Source organism: Flammeovirga sp. EKP202 (assembly GCF_014534745.1).
In the GTDB taxonomy this organism is placed as follows: Bacteria; Bacteroidota; Bacteroidia; order Cytophagales; family Flammeovirgaceae; genus Flammeovirga.
Map to the genome: position 1 here is coordinate 155830 of NZ_JACVVP010000008.1, position 24761 is coordinate 180590.

Genomic DNA, 24761 nt, shown 5'->3' on the forward strand with positions numbered 1-24761 from the left:
TAATAAGATAAAGTAGTTAGGCTATTTATTTTTTTGTAGTGAAAAGTGTTGGCTTAATTACTAAGCCCATCCAACCCCAGTTGTTGAATTTTTCGTGATCACCACCTGCGTTTGCTGTAGTAGCATATTGCATAGATTCAGTAGCAAACATACCTGACCAACCACCTTGAATAGTGATGTATTTGTTGAATTTATGATTGATGATTAAATCAAATTCAGTACCTAAGTTGCTGTCCACTTCGTTAGTGCCATCAGAAATTTTTGCGGCTGACATAAATTGGTGTAATCTACCGTAGAAGTTCCATTGATCATTTACTTTGTAAGTAGCTCCTAAATAGATGTCTGTTAAACCACCTGCAGGGTTTCTGCCACCAACATAGAAGTAATCCATGTGACCATTGAATTTGTGGTTAGTACCAAAATAAGGGTTAAATGAATTGTTATCACCAGCATCAGCATCATAGGCAGTACCTGAAAGAATTTCAGCACCTAAAATTAAACCAACTTTGTCTGATGGTTTGAATAATAATTCAAGTAAAGCATTGTATGCACCTATTGTTTTCTCAGCTCCTGCAACACCAGTTTTACCAAACTGATAATAAACTGAAGCATTTAAACCAAACTTACCAGGTCTCCATTCACCATGAGCACCTAATGTTTGTTGATAAACAGTTTCGTAATCTGTTCTAGCAGGATTGTTGATCGTTGGGTCAAATTGTTCAAGCCCTAAGTTCATAAATAAAGCAGATAGCTTAAAGTCCTCAAATTTCTTATTGAACCATAAATACTGCATATTCTTGTAGCTATTGTTTGTGCCAGGAACTAATGGAGTGTAGAAGTTAGTTTCCCCAACAGTTGCTACTGCGAAACCTGCATGTAGTTTAAAGTTTTTCTCATACTTTAAAACTAATGCATCATGGCTTCTAGCTTGTTGTGCCCAATCTACAGAACCAAAGATTCTGTGATCATCATACACTAATTCTTGACGACCTACTTTAGCGGAGAATTCCTCAGTGAAAAATAACTCACCATACATTTCGTGTACATGTAAGTTGCCGTTGTCTTTATTAGCGAAGTGATTTACTTCTCCCCATGTTCTAACATCTTGTATTGAAACACCCATCTTGAACTTCTCACTTTTATCAGTGAATAAAAAGCGTAGTCTTGCTCTTTGAGATACAAAATCGGTAGGGCGGTCCAAGTTACTATTTGATGGTCTTAGTTGGCCAAAACCATTTCTATGTTCAAAACGAGGTTTCAGTTGGGCATCAATCGTAAAGTCTTGACCCAAAGCGAAGTTACTAAACAGCAAAAGGATTGTTGCAGGTAGTAGTAATTTTCTTAACATACTATAAAATTAGTTAGATTAATATTGATGAAGCTAAAATATCTTAAAAAATTTTTGGGAACAATTTTCTGCGAAAAATGTTTTGCAAATAATCAATAATGTTAGAAAGGTATGACTTCCATCATATTTTTATGAGAAATTGTGTCACAAATTTACATCATAACTCTAAAATTGTTAATTTCTATTAAGGAATAAGACACATATAAATAAAGTCAAATACTTATTGTCAATGGGGAAACAAAACGACAAAGAGAATCTGAATCTATCTAGGAGAGATTTTCTAAAACTAACTGGAGGTACGGTTGCTGTAGGCGGTGCTGCTTTAAGTGGTTGGGGTCTCACAGAATTAATAGTTGATGAAGGACCAGTAAAATCATGGCACAAATCAGTTTGTAGATATTGTGGTACAGGCTGTGGTGTTATGCTAGGTATGAACAAAGACAAATTAGTTCGAGTACGTGGAGATCAAGAAGCTCACAATAAAGGCGTAATCTGTATCAAGGGTTCTATGTTGGATTCATTAATGAAGGATCCTGGTAGACTTAAAACTCCAAAAATTAAAAAAGACGGGAAGTTCGTTGAAGCTTCATGGGAGGAAGCAATGAGTTTGATGACTTCTAAGTTTAAAGAAGCTTTGCAAGATCACGGACCTGAAAGCATCGGCTTCTACGGCTCTGGCCAACTATTAATCGAAGAGTCTTATACAGCCAACAAACTATTTAAAGCAGGCTTCAAAACAAACAATGTGGATGGAAACCCTCGTTTGTGTATGGCGTCAGCTGCTGTAGGGTATACTCAGACTTTTGGTAAAGATGAACCTCCTGGGGCTTATGATGATATAGATCACGCAGAAACATTCTTTTTGATTGGTTCTAATGCTTATGAATGTCACCCGCCATTATGGGAAAGAATCATGATGCGTAAAAAGGCCAACAAAAATGTAAAAATCATTGTAGTTGATCCAAGAAAGACAAAAACAGCCGAACATGCAGATATTTACTTGCCAGTATTGCCAGGTAAAGATATGTTGTTATTGAACTCTATGTGTTCAGTAATGTCAGAGTTGGAGTTGTTAGATGATGATTTTGTCTCTAAGTACGTGAGCTTCAATGATGGAAAACAAAAAATATCTATAGAAGAATATAAAGAGTTCTTAAAAGATTATCGTCCTGAAAAAGTAGCAGATGAGTTAGGGATTACTCCAAGAGAAATCAGAGAAGTGGCTTATCAGTTTGCAAGTTCAAAAGCAACGATGTCTTTATGGACAATGGGTATTAATCAGAGGGTTCAAGGTGTATTCTTAAATAATACATTGAACTCATTGCACTTAATTACAGGTCAGATTTGTCGTCCGGGTGCTACTCCTCTTTCATTGACAGGTCAATCAAATGCTTGTGGTGGTGTGAGAGATACAGGTTCTTTAGCTCACTTGTTACCAAATGGTAGAATGGTAGCAAATGCCACGCATCGTAAGGAAATGGAAGGTTTGTGGAAAGTTCCAGAAGGTACTATTTCACCAAAGCCTGGTAGACATGCCTTAGCTATGTTTGATGGTATGGTAAAAGGCGATGTGAAAGCAGCGTTGATCATGTGTACAAACCCAGCACAAAGTTTACCGAACAACCGTTATTACAGAGAAGGTATGGAAAAAGCTTTCTTGGTTGTATCGGAAGTGTTTGGAGATACAGAAACAGCAAAATTTGCAGACATTCTTTTGCCTGCTGCACTTTACATTGAAAAAGAAGGTGTATACGGTCAAACGGAAAGAAGATATCAAATCATTGAGAAATTGAGAGAGCCTGTAGGTGAAGCTCGTTCTGATTTTGATATTATAGTGGACTTTGCCAATAGAATGGGGCAGGGTAAACTGATTACCTATAAAACTCCTAATGAATGTTGGGATGAATATAGAAACATTTCAAAAGCAAGTAAATACGATTTCAGTGGTATCACTTATGATCGATTAAAGAAGGAAAGAGGCATTCAATGGCCTTGCCCTACGGAAGATCACCCAGGTACCGTGAGAAGATATATTAAAGGAGATCCATTTGCAGATAAACATGTGAATTCAGATCATAAGGTTCATTTCTATGGAAAACCTGATGGTAGAGCAGTTGTTTTTGCGAGACCTTATAAAGCAGGTAATGAAGATGTATCTGCAGATAAACCTTTATTCTTGACGACTGGTCGTGTAATCTCTCAATGGCATACAGGAACAATGACCTATAGAATCTCTGAATTGAATCATTCAGCAGGTCCTGGTCGTTTTGTTTTCCATCCTCAAGATGCAGGATTGAACAATGTCAAAAAAGGAGATACAATCGAAGTGGAAAGTAGTCGTGGAAAAATGCAAGGTATTGTAGATATTTCAGATCATGAAACTCCAGGTGTTGTATTTGGAGCCTTCTATGATGCGAAGTTCCTGGTTAACAATGTTGTGTCGGATGATCATGACCCAATTTCAAAGGAACCTGACTACAAGGTGACTGCAATTAAAGTAAAAAAGGTATAACAAATTAACTTCTTAAGATTTATGGAAACAATATTAGATGTATTGGCAATATTTGTGCTTATCGTAGAAGTTATATTGCTGTATCAATTAAGAGCAAATAGGCATGAGTTAAGTGCTAAAGTAAGGTCAATGGTACTTTTTGGGATTATTGTTTTCCCATTACTTGCCTTGCTGCTAGGTAATTATCATGTTTTTGTGTCGTCAAAAGAGTCTACAACGTGTCAAAGTTGTCACGTCATGTCTCCAATGGCAAATGATATGATGTTTGATTCTCATTCTCAAACATTAGCAGCTAGACATTATCAAAATGGATGGATTGCTGAGCATGAGTGTTATAGCTGTCACGCGGATTATGGTTTTCAAGGAACTATGAAAGCGAAGTTAGATGGTTACCGTCACTTAATGAGATATGTAACGAAGACTTATACAGAACCGATTCGTTATAGAGGTGAATTTAATTCAATGAACTGTTATGGGTGTCACCAAGGATCAAGAACTTTTGAAGCGGTTGATGAACATGCTCCAGTTGTTGAGAATTTAATGGGTGATGATCCTTCAATTTCTTGTTTAAACTGTCACGGACGAGCTCACCCGGAACCTTCAAAAAGAACTCCTGGTAGCAAAGAGTATAAATGGCTTTCAGATCCAAAAGTGAAGGAAGTTGTCAATGCTCAAGAAGTTAAAGATTACATTAATACACTTGCTGCTTCAGCAGAACAATCAAAATAACATGAGAAAAGTATTTATAGAAAGTATGTTGGTGATTGTTGGTTTAGCAATCTCTATTCCCTACATCATTTTTCCGAACCCTTATCTAATGTTCTTATTTGTATTTGTTGCTCAACCTTGTATTGGAGTGGCAGTCGCATTAGTACTATGGGAAGTCTACAAAGATTTGACTAGTAATGATATTTTATAAAAAGTTTTTAGTCTAATCTTATTAAATATTAGGTCTTGTATTCCGTTATTTAGAATACAAGACCTTTTTATTTATTAAATTGCAAATTCATTTTACCACAAATACAATCACGTGTTAACAGATAAGTTTCAAAGACAAATCAAATATTTAAGATTAGCAGTCACAGATAGATGCAATCTAAGATGTACTTATTGTATGCCTGAACATATGAAATTCGTTCAGAAAGATAAGCTATTGTCCTTTGAAGAAATGTTGAGATTGGTAAGTCTTCTTGCGAAACATGGCGTAGAAAAAGTAAGAATCACTGGAGGGGAGCCTTTTGTAAGGAAAGGTTTGATTAATTTTCTGAGAGAATTAGTGAAGATAGAGGGGATTAAGAAGGTGGCAATTACAACAAATGGAGTTATGCTAGATGAGTACTTAGATGAACTTCATGAAATAGGAATAAAAGATATTAATCTAAGTCTTGATGCGACAACCAAAGAAAAATTCTTTGAGATAACTCGTAGAGATGACTTTGATAAAGTAATGTCCTCTCTCAAAATGATAGTTTTGAAAGGGTTTAAAGTCAAGGTGAATATGGTGGTTATGGAAGGTAAGAACACCGAAGAGATTATACCACTAGCCAAGTTTGCTGAAATCTATCCTATTCAGATCCGTTTTATTGAGGAAATGCCTTTCAACGGTAAAGGAAAGGAAGTTACTAAAAGCTGGAATTACATAGATATTGAAAATGAACTTCAAAAAGAGTTCAATGATTTGAAGGAACTTGAGGGTTCGTCAACAGCCAAAGTGTATCATTCAAAGAAATTAATAGGCTCATTAGGGATTATTCCTGCTTTTACGAGAACTTTTTGTGGGACGTGTGATCGTTTAAGAATAACATCTTTAGGGCAATTGAGAAATTGTTTATACTCTCAAAAAGGAATAGATCTTAAAGCAGTTATAAGAGAAGGGTGTTCAGATGAAGAACTTATTCAAAAGGTTCAAGAACACTTGCTGTTGAAAAGGGCTTCAGGTTTTGATGAAGAAAAGAATCATAATAAGGATTTAGACTCCATGTCTTTAATTGGGGGATAAAAAAGAGGTAATTTAAATTACCTCTTTTTTTATGCTTTATTGAACTTCGTAAACACCATAAAATTTGATGCCTCTAGTTCTAGCGTTGGAAGCACGTTGAGCTTCAAAAGGATCATCACCCATTCTGTATGATCTACAAGTTCCTCCAATAACTTCAATTTCCTGACCAAATGGGCCGTTAAACCAAGCGCCATCACCAGCTCCAGCTTCAGAGTCATCTTCAAAAGCTTGTACAGTATATTTTCCAGGAGATAATTGAGCAGTGAAAATACTACTCATTGTTGTTCCTCCGCAAGCAGGGTTGTTTGCTGCTTGAATTAAAACTCCTCTAGTAATTTCAGTTGAGGTTCTACTATCAAAAATGACAATTGTAATCGCTTGGTCCCCTAAGAAACCAGAGTTACTATCTGCCCAAAATGAAATGTCTCCAGGAATGATTTCTTCTTCTCCGTCACTACTACATGAGATAATAAATAAAGGAATTGAGATGAACAGTATGAGTTTAGAAATTAATTTTAACATGATGAATTATTCTAAATGATTAAATTTGCACTAATTGGATGATTAGTTATTTGAATTATTAAATAAATAATGATTAAGACAAAAATAATAATCGTTTAATAAAACTGACAATTAAAGTATTTAATCGGACAAGAAAAATGACTAACAGTGCAAAATATTTTGATGAGATTGTTCAATCTAGACGATCTGTGCGTATTTACGATCAAGAATCAGATTTTGATCATAGTGCAGTACAAAGAAGTCTTGAAAGGGCAACTCTCTCCCCCAACAGTTCTAATATGCAAATGTGGGAGTTCTACAGAATTACTTCTGAGGACTTAAAAAAGGAAGTAGCGGAAAATTGTATGCGTCAAAAGGCGGCAACAACTGCTAGAGAATTGGTATTATTTGTTGTTAGACCAAAGCTATGGAAAGAAAGAGCTGCTTTCAACCTTGAAAAAATGAAGGCTTCTTTTCCAGAAGATATGCCACAAAAAGATAAAGACAGAGCTTTGAGTTATTATGAGAAGTTGGTCCCTATCTTGTATAACAACGATAATTTTGGTGGATTAAAAAGCTTTTTCAAAAAAGTATATGCATGGTACGTTGGATTTAAAAAGCCCATGTACAGACAGGTGACCAAAACGGATGTTCGCATCACATTGCATAAGAGTGTGTCATTGGCGGCAATGACTTTCATGTATAGTATGAAAGCAGAAGGATATGATACCTGTCCAATGGAAGGATTTGATAGTAAAAGAATCAAGAAGCTTTTAGATCTTCCAAAAGATGCAGAAATCAGTATGGTGATTGGTTGTGGGGTCGCCGCTGAAGGTGGTATTTACAATGAAAGAACTAGGGTTTCGAAGGAAAAAGTAATTTTTGAAAAATAGGATTATTCAATAATATTATAGAAAGAGCTATCATTATTTTAGGAAGCTATTATGATTGATATTAAACTAAAAATATCACTCTAATAGCTTTTTAATGAAATATTGATAGCTCTTCTTTTATTCCGTTATAACTTCTTCTTCGATCAAGCCTAAGTATTTTACAGTCAGATTGCTGTTTTTGTGTGATGGATGGAATAAAGTTTTCAAATTTATCGTTTGTCCATCGTTATTTAGTAAGATTCTAAATAAGGCTTGCTCATTAGGGTTTTGTTCCTTTACCCATAAGTATTTATAGTCTTTTAGATCAATAGGATCATCATCAACTGTATTAATATAGGCTACTTCTGAAATTAGAACTTCTTTGTTATAAAAATCCCAAGTGATAAGATGTGGGTTCTTTAATTGTTGACTTACGACCTTGATAAAGTGTAAGTTAGAGACCTTTGCAACGTCTTTTCTGTGACTGATTTGTTCCCAAATTGCGGAAATTTCGGTATTATTCACGGTATTAAAAAATTGTTGTTCGAACTTTGTTTTTGTTTTATAACGTTTCAATATACAATATATGATATAATAGTCATTTTAAATAATTTGTTAATTCCTAAAAATATATTCATTGTTATTCAGGATTTTTTGAAAATTTGACGAAAATCACTAGCCAATTAAGTTTCAAAGCAGATATGAATTTATTAAGTTTGCACATAAAAATATAGGAGCGTTTACTCTGTCACTCGATAATATCCGATGTCTAATAACGTGAAATTAAAAAAAGGGTTTGATATCAAACTAGTAGGCGAGGCTGCAGAAAGCATCGCTAAGAATATTGATACACCCACAACATTTGCCATTAAACCAGAGGACTTCCCTGGGATGATTCGTCCTAAGGCTGTGGTTAAAGTAGGCGAGAAAGTAAAGGCAGGTGACCCAATCTTAATTGATGGGAAATTAGAAGAAGTTAAATATACATCACCTGTAAGCGGCGAAATCGTTGAAATCCAACGTGGAGAACGCCGTAAGTTACTTGCAGTCGTAGTTAAAGCTGACGCGCAAGTAGAATACAAAGAGTTCCCTGTGAAACCTATCGATCAGGTTAGCAAAGAAGAAGCACAAGCTATTCTTCTTGAAAGTGGTGTGTGGCCGCAATTAGTGCGTCGTCCATATGCTGTTGTTGCTAACCCTTCAGATACACCAAGAGCTTTATTTGTATCAGCATTTGATAGCCATCCTTTGGCACCAAATTATGAGTTCACTTTGAAAGGTCAAGAAAGCTTTATCCAAGCTGGTATTGATGTATTGAAAAAGTTTGCTCCTAAGGTGTACCTTGGATTAAGTGGTTCAAAATCTTCTGCATTGTTTGATGGTCTTGCAGGCGTTGAGAAAAACAAATTCTCAGGTCCTCATCCAGCAGGTAACGTAGGTGTGCAAATTCACCACACTGCACCTGTTACAAGTGCTAATGATGTAGTTTGGACTATTTCTCCAGAAGGTTTAGCTCAAGTAGGTAAACTTTTCAAAGAAGGTAAATATGATGCCAAAAGAATCATTGCAGTAGCTGGTCCTAAAGTTGATAAGCCAGAGTATGTTGAAACATACGCAGGTGTAAACTTAGAGACAATCTCAGTAGCGAAAATCAAAGGTGATAATGTTCGTGTAGTTTCAGGAAACGTTTTAACAGGTTATGCTGTTGGTAAGAACGGATTCTTGGGTTATTATTCTAACATGGTTACTGCCCTTGAGGAAGGAAATAAAGCACGTTTCTTCTTATCAGATGGGTGGTTAGCACCAATCACAAGCCGTTTAAGCTTCCACAAAGCGTTCGGTTTATTAGGTAGCACTTCTAAGAAGTATGCACTTGATACTAACACAAACGGTCAAGACAGACCATTTGCAGTAACAGGTAGCTTCGAGAAGGTAGTACCTATGGATATTTATCCAATGTACTTGTTGAAAGCTATCCTTGCTTATGATTATGAGAATATGGAGGCATTAGGAATCTATGAAGTAGCAGAAGAGGATTTAGCTCTTTGTGAATTCATTGACGTTTCTAAGCACGATATTCAAAAGATTGTACGTCAAGGTTTAGATACAATGCGTTTGGATTAATTTGGTGTACTATTAAAAATTAGTTTAATATCTTATAAGACATGAAATTCATTCACGATCTCATAGAAAAACAAAAGCCTATGTTCGAAAAGGGTGGTAAGCTGGAGAAGCTTTACTATGTTTTCGAAGCAGGTGAAACGTTTATGTTCACTCCTCCGGATGTGACTAAAGCGAAAGGTGTTCAGGTACGTGATGCAGTAGATTTAAAGCGTGTGATGATGACTGTAGTTATCGCACTTCTTCCTGCTATCATTTTCGGTTTATGGAACGTAGGTTACCAACACCACATTGCAACTGGTGAAGCTGCATCAGTTGGAGAGCAATTGTTAATTGGTTTACAATTATCGTTACCAATTATTATCGTTTCTTATGCAGCAGGTGGTACTGTAGAGGCCGCTTTCGCCGTATTTAGAAATCACCCTATCACAGAGGGTTTCTTAGTAACAGGTATCCTTATTCCATTAGTATTACCAGCAACTATTCCATTATGGCAAGTTGGTTTAGCTTCAGCTTTCGCTGTATTAGTAGCTAAAGAGGTATTCGGTGGTGTAGGTATGAATATTTTGAACGTAGCATTAACTGCTCGTGCATTCTTATACTTCGCTTATCCAGCAGCGATTTCAGGTGATAAAGTTTGGACTTACCTTGGTGAAGGAACATCTACAGTAGATGGTTTCACTGGTGCTACATTCTTAGGTTTAGCGGTTGAAGCTCAAAACCAAGGAGTTGCAGTTGCAGACTTCGTAGGTAAAGCTGCTCACTGGGCTTCAGATCCAATGAGTTTATTTATCGGTACAATCCCTGGTTCAATTGGTGAAACTTCTGCTTTAATGTGTTTGATTGGTGCATTAGTATTAATCTGGACTAAAGTAGCTGATTATAGAATCATCATTTCTGGTATCTTAGGTGCATTAGCAATGGGTGTTTTATTAAACGTTCTTGCTCCAGAAGGTGCTACTTACTTACAAATGCCAGCTTACTACCACTTAATCGTTGGTGGTTTCGCTTTCGGTATTGTGTTTATGGCGACAGACCCAGTTTCTGCTTCGCAAACAAACTCAGGTAAGTGGATTTATGGTGCGTTAATCGGTGTAATGACGGTAATTATCCGTGTGTTAAACCCAGCGTATCCAGAGGGAATCATGTTAGCTATTCTTCTTATGAACGTATTAGCTCCATTGATCGACCATTATGTAGTAAATGCAAACAAAAAACGAAGATTAAAACGTGCAACAGTCTAACGGTTATGTCATCGGTTTTGCGGTAGCAATGACAGTTATCCTTGGTGGTATCTTGTCGTTTACTGCAGTTTCTCTTAACGAGAGACAAAAGGAAGAAGTAGCTTTGGATACTAAAAAGCAAATTATGCTTTCAGTACTTCCAGAAATGAGCGAATCTCCAAAGTCAGAAATTGCTAAAGTATATGATAGTCGTATCCAAGTTGTTGGTATCGATGGTCAAGCAATTGACGCTGCTGTTCTTGAGAAATTAGATATTTCTAAAGAGTGGAAAAAATTAAAGAAAAACCAACCTGCAATTTTACCTATTTACAAATTCATGAGTAAAGATGGTAGTAGTGTAGAAAGTTATATCTTACCTATGTATGGTTATGGTCTTTGGAATGACATCTGGGGTTACTTTGCCTTAGAGTCTGACATGAATACTGTAAAAGGTGTGGTATTCTCTCACAAAGGTGAAACTCCTGGTTTAGGAGCTAGAATTGGTGATAAAGAGGTACAAGACCGATATATTGGTAAAAAGATCTTTGTTAATGGTGAGTTAAAGCCTACTTTCATGGTAAAAGGTGAAGGTAAAACAGGTTTGCCTGATTATGAGGTAGACGGTTTATCAGGTGCAACTCTTACTGCAATTGGTCTTAATGAAATGGTTGATAGATACTTGAATCAATATAAGCCATTCTTGGAAAAAGGTGCTTCTGCGGTTTCAATGGCCCAGTAGTTCGCAATTTGTTCACTATAGAATATAACAAAAAACGAAAAAAATGAGCACAGAAACTGTAGCAGCAAAAAAGTCAGAAGCTTTATTCTCGAAGAGAAGAAAAGCAATCGTGACTGATCCTTTGGACGATGATAACCCAGTAACAGTACAAGTATTGGGTATCTGTTCTGCCTTAGCGGTAACTTCAAAGTTAGAGCCAACATTGGTAATGTCAATTGCGGTAACATTCGTAATTATCTTCTCTAACTTAATCGTATCGCTTTTACGTAATGCAATTCCTCAACGTATCCGTATCATCGTGCAGTTGGGTATTGTAGCATCACTTGTAATTATCGTAGACCAAGTATTGAAAGCTTACCTTTATGATGTATCAAAAGTAGTAGGTGTATATGTAGGTCTGATCATTACAAACTGTATTGTAATGGGACGTCTTGAAGCATTCGCAATGGCTAACAAGCCTTACGATTCAATTCTTGACGGTCTTGGTTCTTCATTCGGATATGCATGGGTAATCTTGGTTGTAGCTTTCTTTAGAGAGTTATTCGGATCAGGTACTTTATTTGATATCCGCGTTTTACCAGAAGCTTATGTAAACAATGGTTTAATGACATCTCCAGTAGGTGCATTCATCATCATTGGTTTAATCATCTGGGTACAACGTGCAAGAAACGGTTACGTAGAAGAGGCTTAGAACAATCATCTTAAAAAAACGATCACAAAATGGATTTATTAAATCTTGCAATTAAGTCGATCTTTATCGACAACATGGTGTTCGCCTACTTCTTAGGAATGTGTTCTTATTTGGCCGTATCTAAGAAAGTGGACACAGCGTTAGGTCTTGGTTTGGCAGTAACGTTCGTATTGACGATTACTGTACCACTAAACTGGTTAGTATATAACTATATCTTAAAAGAAGGTGCATTAACTTGGTTAGGCGAGCAATATGCAGGCGTAAGCTTAGACTTCTTAACATATATTCTTTTCATTGCTGTTGTAGCATCTACAGTACAGTTGGTGGAAATGATTATCGAGAAATTCTCACCATCACTTTATGGTTCATTAGGTATCTTCCTTCCTTTGATTGCAGTAAACTGTTCAATCTTAGGTGCAGCATTCTTCATGGTGCCAAGAGAGTACTCTATCGTTGAAGCAGGTGTTTATGGTTTCTCATCAGGTATTGGTTGGTTAATCGCGATCATCGCATTAGCAGCTATCCGTGAGAAGATGAAATATTCAAACGTACCAGCTCCTTTAAGAGGATTAGGTATCACTTTCATCATTACAGGTTTGATGGGATTGGCATTTATGTCATTCATGGGTATTGCTCTATAAGATATATAGAAATATCACCAAAAGGCATATTCTTCGGAGTATGCCTTTTTTTATGCTTTGAAAATTAGGTAAATATTAGCACTTTCGAATTATGAAAATATTGCTATTTGGTATCACCAAGGATATTATAGGAAGTTCAACTCTTGATTATACAGTGGATCAGACTGATTTAACTTCGGAGAGTTTGCTGGAACTTCTAAAAGAAAAATATCCTGAATTAAGTAAGCTGAGGTCTATTGCTTTAGCAGTGAATGGAGAGCATGCAAATGGTACAGAAGTTATTTCTGACAAAGACGAAGTTGCTCTTATACCTCCTATGAGTGGAGGATGATTTTTTTAATGACCTTAAGATCTAATTATGATTGCCTTACAAGAGACGAAAGAAATAAATACAGCCTCAATAATCGATAGTGTAAAGTCTGATTACTGCGGTGCTATCGATGTTTTTATTGGAACCGTTAGAGATAACTTGGTTGGTAAAAAAGTAACCAAGCTGTTTTTTGAAGCTTATGAAACAATGGCTGTATCTGAATTACAGAAAATAGCGGATACTGTAAAAGAGAAGTTTAAAGCAGATAAAGTAAGTATTGTACATGCTGTAGGAGATTGTGAAGTAGGTGAGATTGCGGTAGTGATTGCCGTTTCTACTCCACATCGTAAAGCAAGTTTTGAAGCCTGCGAGTATGCTATTGATACTTTAAAAGAAACAGTTCCTATTTGGAAAAGAGAATATTTTGAAGACGGTTCTCATTGGGTATTTTCTCACCCATAAAAAAATCCTCAATTCTAGTTTAAAGAGAATTGAGGATTTTCTTTTATAATAAAACTGAGAATTATAAGAAAGCGTAACGCTCTACATCTTCTTTAGTAATTTCTGTTGGACTCATAATTGTCAATCTTTCGACCACGTTTCTGAGTTCTCTGATATTACCTGTCCATTCCGGTTCTTTCATCTTTTCTAAGGCATCCTCAGTGATTTTTGTTTGAGGTTTTCCATATTCGCCAGCAATATCTTTCAGGAACTTCTGGATCAATAATGGAATATCCTCTTTACGATCTGCAAGAGAAGGAACTTTGATGACAATAACACTTAAACGGTGGTAAAGGTCTTCTCTGAAATCACCTGACTTAATCATGGCTTTTAAGTCTTTGTTTGTTGCGGCTACAACTCTTACATTGACTTTGATTTCTTTATCACCACCCACTCTAGTGATTCTGTTTTCCTGCAAAGCTCTTAATACTTTCGCTTGAGCAGAAAGACTCATATCACCAATCTCATCCAAGAAAAGAGTACCTTCGTTGGCTTGTTCAAACTTGCCTATACGTTGTTTGTGAGCTGATGTAAATGATCCTTTTTCATGACCAAATAATTCACTTTCGATCAACTCAGAAGGAATAGCTGCACAGTTCACTTCTACTAGAGATTGTTTCGAACGAGGACTTTTACCGTGAATCCATCTTGCGACTAATTCTTTACCAGCACCGTTCGGTCCAGTCACAAGAACTCTAGCTTCAGTTGGAGCTACTTTTTCAATAGTCTCCTTCATGTGAACTACAGGACTTGATGCCCCAATGATATCATATTTTTTAGCGACTTGCTTTTTCAATACTTTAGTTTCTTGAACTAAAGATGATTTGTCCAATGCATTTCTGATCGCTAATAAAAGTCTATTTAAATCAGGTGGTTTTGAGATAAAGTCAAAGGCACCTTTTTTAGTAGCATCGACAGCAATATCAATATTTGCGTGCGCAGAGATCATGATAAATTGAGGAGCTTTTCCCATCTCCATTGCTTTTGTAAGTACTTCAATACCATCTTTCTTTGGCATTTTTACATCACATAAAGCAACATCATAGTTATTAACGACTAATTTCTCAAGAGCTTCTTCTCCATCTTTAGCTTCGTCAATATCGTAGTTTTCGAATTCTAATATTTCTCTTAGGGTATAACGAATACTCTGTTCGTCATCTATGATTAGAATTTTTTTTCCCATGATAGTTTTACTTAAATAAAAAATATATGCTCTTAAATTTCAGGGCAAATATAAATTGTGTTTTTAACTTTTGGAATCCTATTTTTCTTAGACTTTGGTATGGTCTAATATTAAAATAGTGACTTAAAATTAATAGTTTGATGTGCGTATTAGTACTTTTTACCAGTTTACATCAACACAATATTCGTTACCCTCACAACCTCCAAATTCAAAATCCATTTCAGATTCTTCAAAGTATTTTGTAAGGACTTCCATTAGTTTAGCTGATTCCATTAATTGTAGCTCTTTTTTTCCATTAGGAGACAAAATAGCAACTTCAAGACTTTGAGAAGAGATATTCTTTTGAAAATGTAGACATTGTTTTTCGAGATCTTCTATTAAGGATACTAAATCTGCACCGTAAGCATTGAAATTTCTTCTCATTTCTATTCGAATTAATAAAAAATAACTTCTAATTTATTCAGATTTCAAATATACATTATCTATGATTGACTGAAGATTAAAATATGAAAAAAAATAACTTTTAACTTAATTATTTAGTAGCTTGTAAAGACAATAAAAGCACACTTTAAGTCATTAGGTCTATTTTGAATTGAATGGGTTAATACGAATTAACTACTTATAATCACTATCTTATGAATAAATCATATAAAAAGCTATTACACCTTTATTCCAGAGCTGGTTTTGGAATAAATCGTAAAAGAGCTGATGAACTACTCCAAACAAAAGATATTGTATCACCTCTTTTGGATCTATCAGAATTAAAACCATTAGAGATAGATATTCCACCTATTGAGGAAGTAATGCCTGCTTACTCAACCATGAAAATGATGTCTAAGGAAGATAGGCAAGAATCTAGGAAAATGAGTAGGGAATATACTCAAGAAGTGTTACTTGACTGGATTGATCAAATGCAGTCAGGTGGATGTGATTTGGCTGAAAAAATGGCCTTATTCTGGCACGGTCATTTTGCTTGTAGAATCCAAGATCCATATATCGCACTTCAATACACTGATGCTTTACGACTAAAAGGTTTGGGTGATTTCAAATCTTTATTGCTAGAGGTTTCAAAGTCAAGAGCAATGATTGATTATCTTCATTTGAAACAAAATAAGAAGAAGAGTCCAAATGAAGATTTTGCAAGAGAATTGTGTGAGCTATTTACTTTAGGGAGAGATAATGGCTATACAGAAGAAGATGTTAAAGAAATTGCCCGATGTTTTACAGGTTGGTTTTCTAATCAAAAGCTTGAGTTTGTCGTTTTGGCAAAAAGGCATGATAAAGGAGAGAAAACAGTTTTCGGTAAAACCGGTAATTTCAATGGCGAAGAGGTGATTGACTTTATTTTAGAGAAAAAAGAGTGTGCTTATTTTATCTCATCTAAGATATACAGATATTTCGTTAACCCGGTTCCGGATGAAAAACGAGTAAGAGAAGTAGCTGAAAAAATGTATTCTTATGACTATGATATTGGAAAAACGATGGCTTACATTTTTAATTCTTCATGGTTTTATCAAGACAAAAATATAGGAGTCAAAATCAAGAGTCCTATAGAGTTAATGGTCACTTTGAAGAAACAATTTGATTTGACTCCTAAAAATCAGAAATCATGGATGATCATTCAGCGTAATTTAGATCAGGTACTTTATAATCCTCCTAACGTTGCGGGGTGGCCAGGAGATAAGAGTTGGATTGATGCTTCCAGATTAGCACAACGCTTAAGGTTACCTTCGGTACTTTTGAATAATGGTCAGATACCATTGGCTTACAAAGAAGATTATGACAAAGACCCAATGGAAAACAAAAGAAGAAACAAACAATACCGAAAGTTTCAATGTGACATTGATTGGGGAAATATTGAAAAACTCCATTATACAGATAAAAAATGCTCTTTAGTCGAATTGATGATTAGAGGAAAACTTTCTGAAGAAGGGCAAAAGTACCTCTCGGAAAATCAATTGACAGATTTTAAAGATCAAATGATACAAATTCTGTCCTTACCTGAATATCAACTTTGTTAATTATTACGACTATGAAAAGAAGAGATTTTATCAAAAATGCCTCGTTTTTAACGGCAGGCACCATGTTCACTCCACTTTTTTTACAGCAAACTCTTGGAAAGAACACGGATCCATTTGAAGGGAAAAGAGTAGTGATCATTCAGTTTTCTGGAGGGAATGATGGCTTAAATACTATTGTACCCTACTTGGATGATTTATACCACAAAGCAAGACCAACTTTATCCTTTAAAGAATCTGAAGTTTTTAAATTGGACAATGATTTAGGGATAAATGGGAACATGAAAGGTATTGCTGAACTATACGATAAAGGATATGTGTCAGTAATCAATAATGTAGGTTATCCCAATCCAAATCGTTCTCATTTTAGAAGTATGGATATCTGGCATACAGCTTCTGATAGTAATGAATATATACAAACGGGTTGGCTTGGTAGATATTTAGATTCTTATTGTAAAAGCGTTGATTCAGTAATTGAATATGACAATACACTTTCATTAGCATTAAAAGGGGCGAACATGAAAGGTGTAGCAGTGGATCAACCTTATACTTTTTATAATAGTCTGAAAGTAGATCAATTTGATAAACTAGCGAAAGGAGCAAGCAAAGAGACTCTGGATGAAAATAATAAAGGTTACCTCTATAAAACCCTTGCAGAAGCAAGTCAGTCTGCTGAATATATCTATGAAAAAAGTAGGATTTACAAATCAGATGTACATTTTCCTAATTCTTATTTGGGTAAAAGCTTAAAGAGTATTTCTGAACTCATTAAATCAGGTATTCATACGAAAGTCTTTTATGCTACAATGGGAGGTTTTGATACACATGTTAATCAAAAAAATTCTCAAAATCGACTTCTAAAGGATTACTCTGATTCAGTAGCAGCTTTCGTAAAGGAACTTGAAAAAAGTGGAAATTTTGATGATACAATCATCATGACTTTTTCAGAATTTGGACGACGAGTAGCACAAAATGCTTCACAAGGAACTGATCATGGAGCCGCTAATAATGTATTTTTAATTGGCAAAAATTTGAAATCAAAAGGCATTGTAAATGAAAATCCTGATCTATTTAATTTACATCAAGGTGATCTAATTTATTCTGTTGATTTTAGAAGTATTTATGCTGACCTTTTAGATAATTGGTTGAATGTTAGTAGTTCAGAAATTTTGTCAAAAAAGATTAATACTTTGAGATTGGTTTAAGTGATTTATTGTTCATTTATGAAAATATTAGTTATTTGTAAAACATTTGCTAACAGCTATGATTCAAAATATGAATTTCAAAAAACAATATTACATATCGCTTTTAGTTTTGGTATTTCTTTCCATTTTTGGTTGTGATGATGTCACAAATGTGAATGTAGAGAAAGATTTATCAACAGCAATTGAATTCAATGAATCCACTTTTGTACCGGACGTTAAAAAACGATTTGGTAATGACGTTGTATCTGTTGATGAGATCAAAATCAATAGTGATGCAGACGGTATTCTTCTAGAAGGAAAAGTAAAACTTGAAACTGGAAAAACAGAAGTCAGAACAGTGACGCTTTCTAATAAAGAAATGGAGAAAATTGTAAAAAGCTTTACCAAAGAAGTAACATTAGACTTCAACTTGGATATTGAAGAGGAAGTTGATATTAATATTACACAATCTGATTCATCACGTAATAAGGTCATTAAAATTAAAAAAACGGGTGAAACGGCAGAGGAAAAACATGATCAACTTTTTAAATCTGAGATAGAAAAAGCAGTTGCAGATGAACACAACAGAAAGGTGCGAAATATTAATTCGATGAATGTTTCAATCGATGACGATAAGACGTATATAGAAGCAGACGTTACGCTCGAGAATGGGGAAACCATAAAGCAAGTGATCGAAAGAAATTCTGATGATGAGTTTAAGATGCAAGAGGGGAACAATGAAATCAAAATTAAAATGATTGAAATCGAAGAGAAATAAACATTTAAAATATAAAAACAAAGAGGTGGTTTTCATGACAATTGAAGGCTACCTTTTTTTGTGAGAATTTTTGAATAATGAAACACAATAAACTTTTATCCCCCTAATAAGTTTAATTGTGCCGTAGAATTGACTACTTTTATAAAAAAAAGAATTAACAGATTAAAGAAACCCTATGTTTAGAAAGATACAATCAAGTATATTTTCTTATTTTTTTACAATAGTAGTTCTAGCCCTTTTTGTATTAGTTGTTGTTGTAAATAGTATTTTAACTCGTTTTGAGAACAAAGCCGTAGAGGAGAGGTTGGAAGATGTAACACTTGCTATCGCTGATTACCTTGATAAAACAGTCAGTAGTGAAGTGAAAACGGCGTATTTACTTTCTGAGACACTATCTGCTGATCATATTGATGAAATAGAACAACGTTTTTCAAGCTATACTGATAAAAAGCGATCAAAAAAAGAATGGGAGAAAATCAAATCATCTTCGTTCTATCAACAATCCAATAATGATTCATTACAATCGATCATTCAGTATGAGCTGAATAAAACTTCAGATCATAAGAAAAAGGATGTTAATGAATTAGTAATACAACTACATCATTTTCAAAAAATCGCAGCTGTAGAAGAGGTTATTTTATTAAATAAAGAGAGAATAATTGCGTCCTCTAACAGAAAAGAATTGATAGGTAAACCAACGAATGGAGAAGGTTTAGAAGCATTGAATTTAAAGCGTAATATCAAGCTGTTAGATCAGCAGAACTATCAATGGATTGATTTGGTAAATTACCTGAATATAGGGAAAAGAATATTTTTGCTTTCTAAAATTCCTAACACAACTTCAGAAAGTTATTACCTGCTTTATGTTTATGATGCCAATCAATGGAACCTTAATGCTCAATTAAGTAACGTTGAAGCGTCGGAAACAGTAGATATTTATCTTATTGGAAAAGACGGTAAATTAAGAACTTCTATTAGGTCATTTAATCAAAATCCTAGCGAAGTGCTTCTAAGACTTTCACAACAAGGGGTTGCTGAAAGTGAATTGGGAAAGGCAAAGAAAAACAATTCAATCATTGGTCTATTACAAGTGCCTGAAGAAATTACAGCAGCGAGTAATAATAATATTATAAGTTTATCCGAGGGTGTTTCTGTCAATGGAATGAATGCGATATTTATGACACATTGGCTGAAAAGTGAGGGAATTGATTGGAGAGTGGTAGTTGAATGGGGAAAAGATGAGGCTTTTGCTCAATGGTACAAAGTGAGATTTTACATTAATGCTTTACTTTTTGTCATCGGAATTTTCTTTTTACTCGGTGTGATTTACGGTGGTAGAAGATTAGCGAAACCTATTTATGCTTTAAAAAATGCATTGGATGAATTAGCAGATCAACCGTTGACCTTTAATTATATGAACTTTTCTGAGAAGGGAATTTCCAATGATATGCTTCAAAAGATGGATGTTGTTGGGAGTGAGGTGAAGAGGCTTCATGAGTTACAAAGAGAAATGGAAAAGAAACTCTCAGAAAGTTCAAATATTGTAACCCAACAGCATAAGAAGAATGAATCACTTTCTTCAAAAGAGCAGAGTCTGATTGCTGACAATCAAAAGCTCTCGCTTCAAATAAAAGACTTAGAACAGGAAATAGATGCTCATTATAAAGCAGTAAAGAAGATCCTGAAACTAGGAATGTATGATAGCAGTCTTTATCATTTATCGCTAGAGAATCATTTTCATATCCATAAAGCAAAAGAAGAGATTTCAGGTGACTTTATCTGTACTTACGAAAGAGACAGCAGAGTTTTCTTTTTCTTAGGAGATACGGGTAAAGACAGTATAAAAGCAGCCTTGAGTAGAATGGTCATTACTTCAATCATCAATGAAGTTGTGAACGTAAAACGATTGGCTTCAGCGAGCCGTATTCTTGAAACCATTAATAAGAATGTATTCGAGCTTACAAAATCAGAAGATCTAATTTTCAATGATGGATTAAAGCTTTCGGTTTGTGTTTGGGATCGACAAAAACAAATGGTAGAATTCTCTGGGTTGAATCAATCTGTATTTGTGATCCGCGATGAAAACTTTGAAGAATTAATTGGAGATGAGTTGACGACTAATGCTAGTAATTCCGAAAGTCAGTTTATAGCAAATACACATTATATTCCATTAAACAGAGTCAAGAATGTTGAGCTTTACTTATTCTCAGATGGAGTAATTTATCAAAATAACAGCGAGCAAGCTCCTTTTACCCAGAAGAGACTTAAAGAGTTATTGATTGATGTTCATTCAGAAGAATTAAACGTTCAGAAAGAATATATAGAAAAGACATTTATAGAATGGAAGGGCGATCATCCACAAAATGATGACGCTTCAATTTTAGGGATCAAACTAATTTAAATTTTCCCGAGTGATAAATAGAAGGTATAGGTCTGTTGATAAACGCCAAACATGATCTATATCTTCTATTTTCTTTTGTAAAGCCTTGAAATTGGTAATGGTAAGAATATTAATTATCTTGGAATAAAGTAGACTAACTTAAGATTATGAATAATGGAAGTTTAAGAGGCCGAATTCTTACTGTGTTTATCTCCTTTTCAGTATTATTTAGCTGCATATCATTTATTACTTATAAATATATTCATAGAAGTGAAGAACTCGATCAAGTGAAAGCATGGTTAATGCACTTGGAGGTTAGTGTTTTGGATTTAATAAAAAGAGATGCTACTGATATCTCAAACGACCTTTCTTCAAACTATTACAATGAAACATCATTAAATGATTTTATCAATAAAAGGAGTAATAGAGTACATCTTGTATCGGTAAGTATTGATAAGTTGCTCAATCATGAACAAATAAAAGATTGGGAATTAGAACCACATTTAATGTTTATTGACAGCCTAATTGATCGCTATAATGATCAAGTAGTTAATCTTATGCAAGCTAAAAAAGATTTAGGCTCGGATACAACTGGTTTGTACGGTCAAATGTATCAGAATGCTACGATCTTAAGTCAGCTTAATAACATAGAGCACATGAGATTGTTCGATCAAATGCAGCTGAATGGAATGAAATACTTGCTGGATCCAAAGACCTCTTTTGTTTTAGAGATCAATAAGTCCGCCGGGCAGTTACAGCAAGAACTTGAAATGTACCCTGCTAAAAATAAGTTTCTGATAGAGGCTGTAGATGATTATCTCTCGGCCTACAATGAGATTGTATTGATCTATTATAAGTTAGGGAAAAGTAATAATGAAGGTCTAAAAGGAAAGTTAAATAGTACGGCTTCTTATATAGAGTCAGAATTTGATTCTTTAGGGACAGAGGTGTCTCGACGATTTATCTCTTTAATGTGGAAAGTAAAACTTTCTTATTTACTGGTTTCTTTAGCGGCTGTTTTATTTACAGTTATCATTGGATATTATACCGCTTCACGCGTTTCAATGCCAATTACTGTATTACAAGATAAGACAAGAAGAATTATTGAAAACGGTTATGTGGCAAAGGGAGATGATGTTGATTTTAAAGAATTAAGAAAACCGACCAGAGAAGTGGCAGCATTGGCAGATTCGTTTCAGGAAATGTATGAGATGATCCAAAATCAGTTTGCGGAACTTGAACAGGGTAATCGAAAATTAAAAAGTTCTAAGAAAAAGTTAATGGAGAGCAATAGAGTGAAGGATCAATTCTTCTCTATTATTTCTCATGACTTAAAAGGTCCCATCAACACTCAGATTGGTTTCTTAAAGTTATTGATGGAAAGATCTAATGCCTTTTCTCCTGATGAGATTCAAAGTCTTTCCAAAGACATGTTGAACTCTATGAAAAACATGATGGCTTTGATGGAAAACTTACTGTCTTGGTCTAGGTCTGCTTCTGACGCCATTAAATTTGATATCCAAAGACACAACATCACACAGGTCATCAATCGAAATCTCAGTTTATTACAACCTAATGCCATTGAAAAGAAGATTACATTACTTTCAGAAGTAGAAAGAGATTTTCACGTGGAGATTGATAAAAATAGTATTGATTGTGTGATTAGAAACTTACTGTCTAATGCCCTGAAGTTTACATCAGCCAATGGGAAAGGGATTATAAGTATCTCAGCGATGGAAAGAGGAGGGAAGTTAGAAGTAACGATTACTGACAATGGAATTGGTATGTCTGAGGTAGAGTTGAAAAAGCTGATTGATCCAATGGTACAGTTCTCAAAGAAAGGGACCGCAAGAGAGAAAGGTGTAGGATTGGGGATGATCTTAGTACAAGATTTTGTAAAAAGGAATAATGCGAAACTCTTTATTGATTCCCAAGAGGGAGTAGGAACAAGGTGTACCGTTTTATTTGATCTAATAGCCGAAGAAGAAAATACAACTATAAAGCAAGAGCAGCTATCCTAAGGATGCTGCTCTTTTGATTCTATCATTAATCGCTCTACCCAAACTTTCTTCTGGCATCCATTCGCCAAGAATATATTGAGGGCCGAGTTGATCGATTTCTCTTAAATACTTAAACAAGTTTTGTGCAGCTTCTTTCAAATCACCTTCCTCTGAAAGCACAAATTGTTTTTCTTCAGGAAGTTCATCAAACTTTGTTTTTAAAGAAAGCGTGACAACGTCTTGCCCTTCATGCTCTTTTAATAGTGTTTTGATATCACCTAGTAAAAGAGTTGCATTTGGAGCATAGTGTCTGTGGAGCATTCCTGGTGCTTTAGGTTGAGAAGAGGATTGAGCATTTACCTTTACAGTGCCAATTACCTTTTCTATTTCTTCAACCGGAATACCACCTTTTCTGTAAATTGTAGGCTCACCATTTGGAAAACCAACGATAGTAGACTCTACCCCTACATTGCAAGCTCCTCCATCTAAAATATAAGGAATCAAATCCCCCAAACCATCTTGCACATGTTGTGCAGTAGTGGGGCTAATATATCCAAACTTGTTGGCACTTGGTGCAGCAACAGGAAAATCTAATGAGGCTAGAAGTGACAAAGTAAGTTCATGATTTGGAACACGAACGGCTACGGTATCCAATCCACTTGTAATAAGATCGTGAATTTGATCTGACTTCGGTAAAACCATTGTCAAAGAGCCAGGCCAAAAAGCTGCGGCTAGTTTTTCAGCTTGGGGAGGCAATTCTGAAATATAAGGTTTTAGACGTTCTAATGAATTACTATGTACAATGAGTGGATCAAAACTAGGACGTTCTTTTGCTTCAAAAATCATAGAAGCGGCCTTCTGATCTAAAGCATTTCCTGCAAGTCCATACACCGTTTCTGTAGGCAACCCAATCAGTTGACCACTGTCTAATACCTCTTTTGCCTTCTCTATGGAATGATCAATTAAAGCCATTTTTATTTTTCTTTCTCTTTTTCAACTTCTTCAAACCCTACAAGAACTTCCTGCATTTCAAATCCAGTATATTCTTTAACCCCTTTGATAAGGTACATCAATGCTCCCATCATCACAATGGTAGAAGGAATAGCAATGACTACCCAACTCCATGCGGTCATTTGTCCAAGTTCTTTTGTAAACTCAACTGTATTGGAATCGCTTTTTACAATCACTTTTGCTAAAATATAGTTCAATGCAGATGATAAAAAGAAGGACCCCGCCAGCATGAAAGATGTATTTTTTAAACGTTTTTCGAAAAGCTCTCGAGTATTTCTAAATTTTAATTGGGTTTCAATTTTTTTGACATCCAAGAAGTTTTCATTGTAAAGTAATTTCTCCACCAAAGGGTACTTTGTAAAAGTAGAGATGAAAACGATCACACCGATAACACCTGGAATCATTGCCTCTTTAATTGCAATATAGTCAGCTGGTAAATGCAGCAATTTAATTCCTCCCGTTAGGGCCACATTGATTAAACCTAATACAGCTATGATACTAATATCTTTACGAACAATAAAGTCATAAATACCATATACAAGAGGAAAAGCGATAGCAATAAGCACTGAGTATAAATCGCCCAAGTATTCAGGATCACTCAATTTGCTCATCACAAATGAAGGAATAACGATATTGAGTAATAAACTTACTACAGGGGATTCCTTTTTCTTTTGTTTTTTTTCTAATTGCATTTTTTTGAGGTATGAAGTTTGTTCACTTCTTTATATTGTAATAAAATCTCACAAAGA

Annotated in this window: 24 protein-coding genes; 17 read left to right on the forward strand and 7 right to left on the reverse strand. The window is 35.0% G+C overall.

The annotated features are described in order from the left end of the window. Positions 1 to 25 precede the first annotated feature (25 nt). The gene (locus IC221_RS07045) at positions 26 to 1348 is read right to left on the reverse strand and encodes an alginate export family protein (RefSeq protein WP_188168281.1); all 1323 of its coding nucleotides are present in this window, start codon (positions 1346 to 1348) and stop codon (positions 26 to 28) included. Between the two features lie 229 nt (positions 1349 to 1577). Between IC221_RS07045 and IC221_RS07050 the strand changes: the two genes are divergently transcribed. The 4 genes from IC221_RS07050 (at position 1578) to moaA (ending at position 5859) form a co-directional block, all read left to right on the forward strand. After that, the gene (locus IC221_RS07050; protein ID WP_223241315.1) at positions 1578 to 3860 is read left to right on the forward strand and encodes a molybdopterin-dependent oxidoreductase; all 2283 of its coding nucleotides are present in this window, start codon (positions 1578 to 1580) and stop codon (positions 3858 to 3860) included. Between the two features lie 21 nt (positions 3861 to 3881). Continuing rightward, positions 3882 to 4589, forward strand: coding sequence for a NapC/NirT family cytochrome c (locus tag IC221_RS07055; RefSeq protein ID WP_052444206.1), 708 nt, complete (start codon positions 3882 to 3884; stop codon positions 4587 to 4589). A gap of 1 nt (position 4590) precedes the next feature. Then, positions 4591 to 4779 (forward strand): hypothetical protein, encoded by a 189-nt coding sequence (locus IC221_RS07060; RefSeq protein WP_188168282.1) that lies wholly within the window; start codon positions 4591 to 4593, stop codon positions 4777 to 4779. Between the two features lie 111 nt (positions 4780 to 4890). After that, positions 4891 to 5859: a GTP 3',8-cyclase MoaA gene (gene moaA, locus IC221_RS07065; RefSeq protein ID WP_188168283.1), complete on the forward strand. Its 969-nt coding sequence runs from the start codon at positions 4891 to 4893 to the stop codon at positions 5857 to 5859. 36 nt (positions 5860 to 5895) lie between these two features. On the opposite strand, the gene IC221_RS07070 is transcribed toward moaA, so the two are convergent. Further along, positions 5896 to 6381 (reverse strand): hypothetical protein, encoded by a 486-nt coding sequence (locus tag IC221_RS07070; RefSeq protein ID WP_188168284.1) that lies wholly within the window; start codon positions 6379 to 6381, stop codon positions 5896 to 5898. 137 nt (positions 6382 to 6518) lie between these two features. Between IC221_RS07070 and IC221_RS07075 the strand changes: the two genes are divergently transcribed. Continuing rightward, positions 6519 to 7253, forward strand: coding sequence for a nitroreductase family protein (locus IC221_RS07075; RefSeq protein WP_188168285.1), 735 nt, complete (start codon positions 6519 to 6521; stop codon positions 7251 to 7253). Between the two features lie 117 nt (positions 7254 to 7370). Here the strand turns inward: IC221_RS07075 and IC221_RS07080 are convergent, their stop codons facing one another. Next, entirely contained in the window at positions 7371 to 7757 is a 387-nt protein-coding gene (locus IC221_RS07080) for a hypothetical protein (RefSeq protein WP_188168286.1), read from the reverse strand. A 252-nt stretch (positions 7758 to 8009) separates the two neighbouring features. Here IC221_RS07080 and IC221_RS07085 point away from each other — a divergent pair, with 252 nt between their 5' ends. The 7 genes from IC221_RS07085 (at position 8010) to IC221_RS07115 (ending at position 13419) form a co-directional block, all read left to right on the forward strand. Next, positions 8010 to 9356 carry a Na(+)-translocating NADH-quinone reductase subunit A gene (locus tag IC221_RS07085; protein ID WP_367397761.1) on the forward strand — a complete coding sequence of 449 codons (1347 nt, stop codon included), beginning with the start codon at positions 8010 to 8012 and terminating at the stop codon, positions 9354 to 9356. A 41-nt stretch (positions 9357 to 9397) separates the two neighbouring features. Then, the gene (locus IC221_RS07090) at positions 9398 to 10597 is read left to right on the forward strand and encodes an NADH:ubiquinone reductase (Na(+)-transporting) subunit B (RefSeq protein ID WP_188168288.1); all 1200 of its coding nucleotides are present in this window, start codon (positions 9398 to 9400) and stop codon (positions 10595 to 10597) included. Next, on the forward strand, positions 10584 to 11315 hold the full coding sequence (gene nqrC, locus IC221_RS07095; protein WP_044202749.1) for an NADH:ubiquinone reductase (Na(+)-transporting) subunit C: 732 nt from the start codon (positions 10584 to 10586) through the stop codon (positions 11313 to 11315). The genes IC221_RS07090 and nqrC overlap by 14 nt, the downstream gene beginning before the upstream one ends. A gap of 43 nt (positions 11316 to 11358) precedes the next feature. Next, positions 11359 to 12006, forward strand: a complete 648-nt coding sequence (locus IC221_RS07100; protein WP_169657825.1) for an NADH:ubiquinone reductase (Na(+)-transporting) subunit D — start codon at positions 11359 to 11361, stop codon at positions 12004 to 12006. 29 nt (positions 12007 to 12035) lie between these two features. Next, positions 12036 to 12647, forward strand: coding sequence for an NADH:ubiquinone reductase (Na(+)-transporting) subunit E (nqrE, locus tag IC221_RS07105; RefSeq protein ID WP_044202746.1), 612 nt, complete (start codon positions 12036 to 12038; stop codon positions 12645 to 12647). A gap of 91 nt (positions 12648 to 12738) precedes the next feature. Next, positions 12739 to 12978, forward strand: coding sequence for a MoaD/ThiS family protein (locus IC221_RS07110; protein ID WP_188168289.1), 240 nt, complete (start codon positions 12739 to 12741; stop codon positions 12976 to 12978). A gap of 27 nt (positions 12979 to 13005) precedes the next feature. Next, positions 13006 to 13419 (forward strand): molybdenum cofactor biosynthesis protein MoaE, encoded by a 414-nt coding sequence (locus IC221_RS07115; protein ID WP_052444203.1) that lies wholly within the window; start codon positions 13006 to 13008, stop codon positions 13417 to 13419. Between the two features lie 61 nt (positions 13420 to 13480). Here the strand turns inward: IC221_RS07115 and IC221_RS07120 are convergent, their stop codons facing one another. Together IC221_RS07120 and IC221_RS07125 are read right to left on the reverse strand one after the other, a co-directional pair. After that, complete coding sequence (locus IC221_RS07120) at positions 13481 to 14641, reverse strand: sigma-54 dependent transcriptional regulator (protein ID WP_188168290.1); 1161 nt, start codon at positions 14639 to 14641, stop codon at positions 13481 to 13483. Between the two features lie 159 nt (positions 14642 to 14800). Further along, positions 14801 to 15064 (reverse strand): hypothetical protein, encoded by a 264-nt coding sequence (locus IC221_RS07125; protein ID WP_188168291.1) that lies wholly within the window; start codon positions 15062 to 15064, stop codon positions 14801 to 14803. 212 nt (positions 15065 to 15276) lie between these two features. On the opposite strand from IC221_RS07125, the gene IC221_RS07130 reads away from it, so the two are divergent. The 5 genes from IC221_RS07130 (at position 15277) to IC221_RS07150 (ending at position 23022) form a co-directional block, all read left to right on the forward strand. Beyond that, on the forward strand, positions 15277 to 16662 hold the full coding sequence (locus IC221_RS07130) for a DUF1800 family protein (RefSeq protein WP_188168292.1): 1386 nt from the start codon (positions 15277 to 15279) through the stop codon (positions 16660 to 16662). Positions 16663 to 16673: 11 nt separating this feature from the next. Beyond that, entirely contained in the window at positions 16674 to 17864 is a 1191-nt protein-coding gene (locus tag IC221_RS07135) for a DUF1501 domain-containing protein (protein ID WP_188168293.1), read from the forward strand. 70 nt (positions 17865 to 17934) lie between these two features. Then, positions 17935 to 18621: a hypothetical protein gene (locus IC221_RS07140; protein ID WP_188168294.1), complete on the forward strand. Its 687-nt coding sequence runs from the start codon at positions 17935 to 17937 to the stop codon at positions 18619 to 18621. A 175-nt stretch (positions 18622 to 18796) separates the two neighbouring features. Next, positions 18797 to 21022 carry a PP2C family protein-serine/threonine phosphatase gene (locus IC221_RS07145; RefSeq protein WP_188168295.1) on the forward strand — a complete coding sequence of 742 codons (2226 nt, stop codon included), beginning with the start codon at positions 18797 to 18799 and terminating at the stop codon, positions 21020 to 21022. Positions 21023 to 21168: 146 nt separating this feature from the next. After that, a complete protein-coding gene (locus tag IC221_RS07150) occupies positions 21169 to 23022 on the forward strand; it encodes a HAMP domain-containing sensor histidine kinase (RefSeq protein ID WP_188168296.1) in 1854 nt (617 codons plus the stop codon). Here the strand turns inward: IC221_RS07150 and IC221_RS07155 are convergent. Together IC221_RS07155 and IC221_RS07160 are read right to left on the reverse strand one after the other, a co-directional pair. Then, entirely contained in the window at positions 23014 to 23973 is a 960-nt protein-coding gene (locus IC221_RS07155) for an L-threonylcarbamoyladenylate synthase (RefSeq protein ID WP_188168297.1), read from the reverse strand. The genes IC221_RS07150 and IC221_RS07155 overlap by 9 nt on opposite strands. 2 nt (positions 23974 to 23975) lie before the next feature. Further along, complete coding sequence (locus IC221_RS07160) at positions 23976 to 24704, reverse strand: VC0807 family protein (RefSeq protein WP_188168298.1); 729 nt, start codon at positions 24702 to 24704, stop codon at positions 23976 to 23978. Between the last annotated feature and the right edge of the window lie 57 nt (positions 24705 to 24761).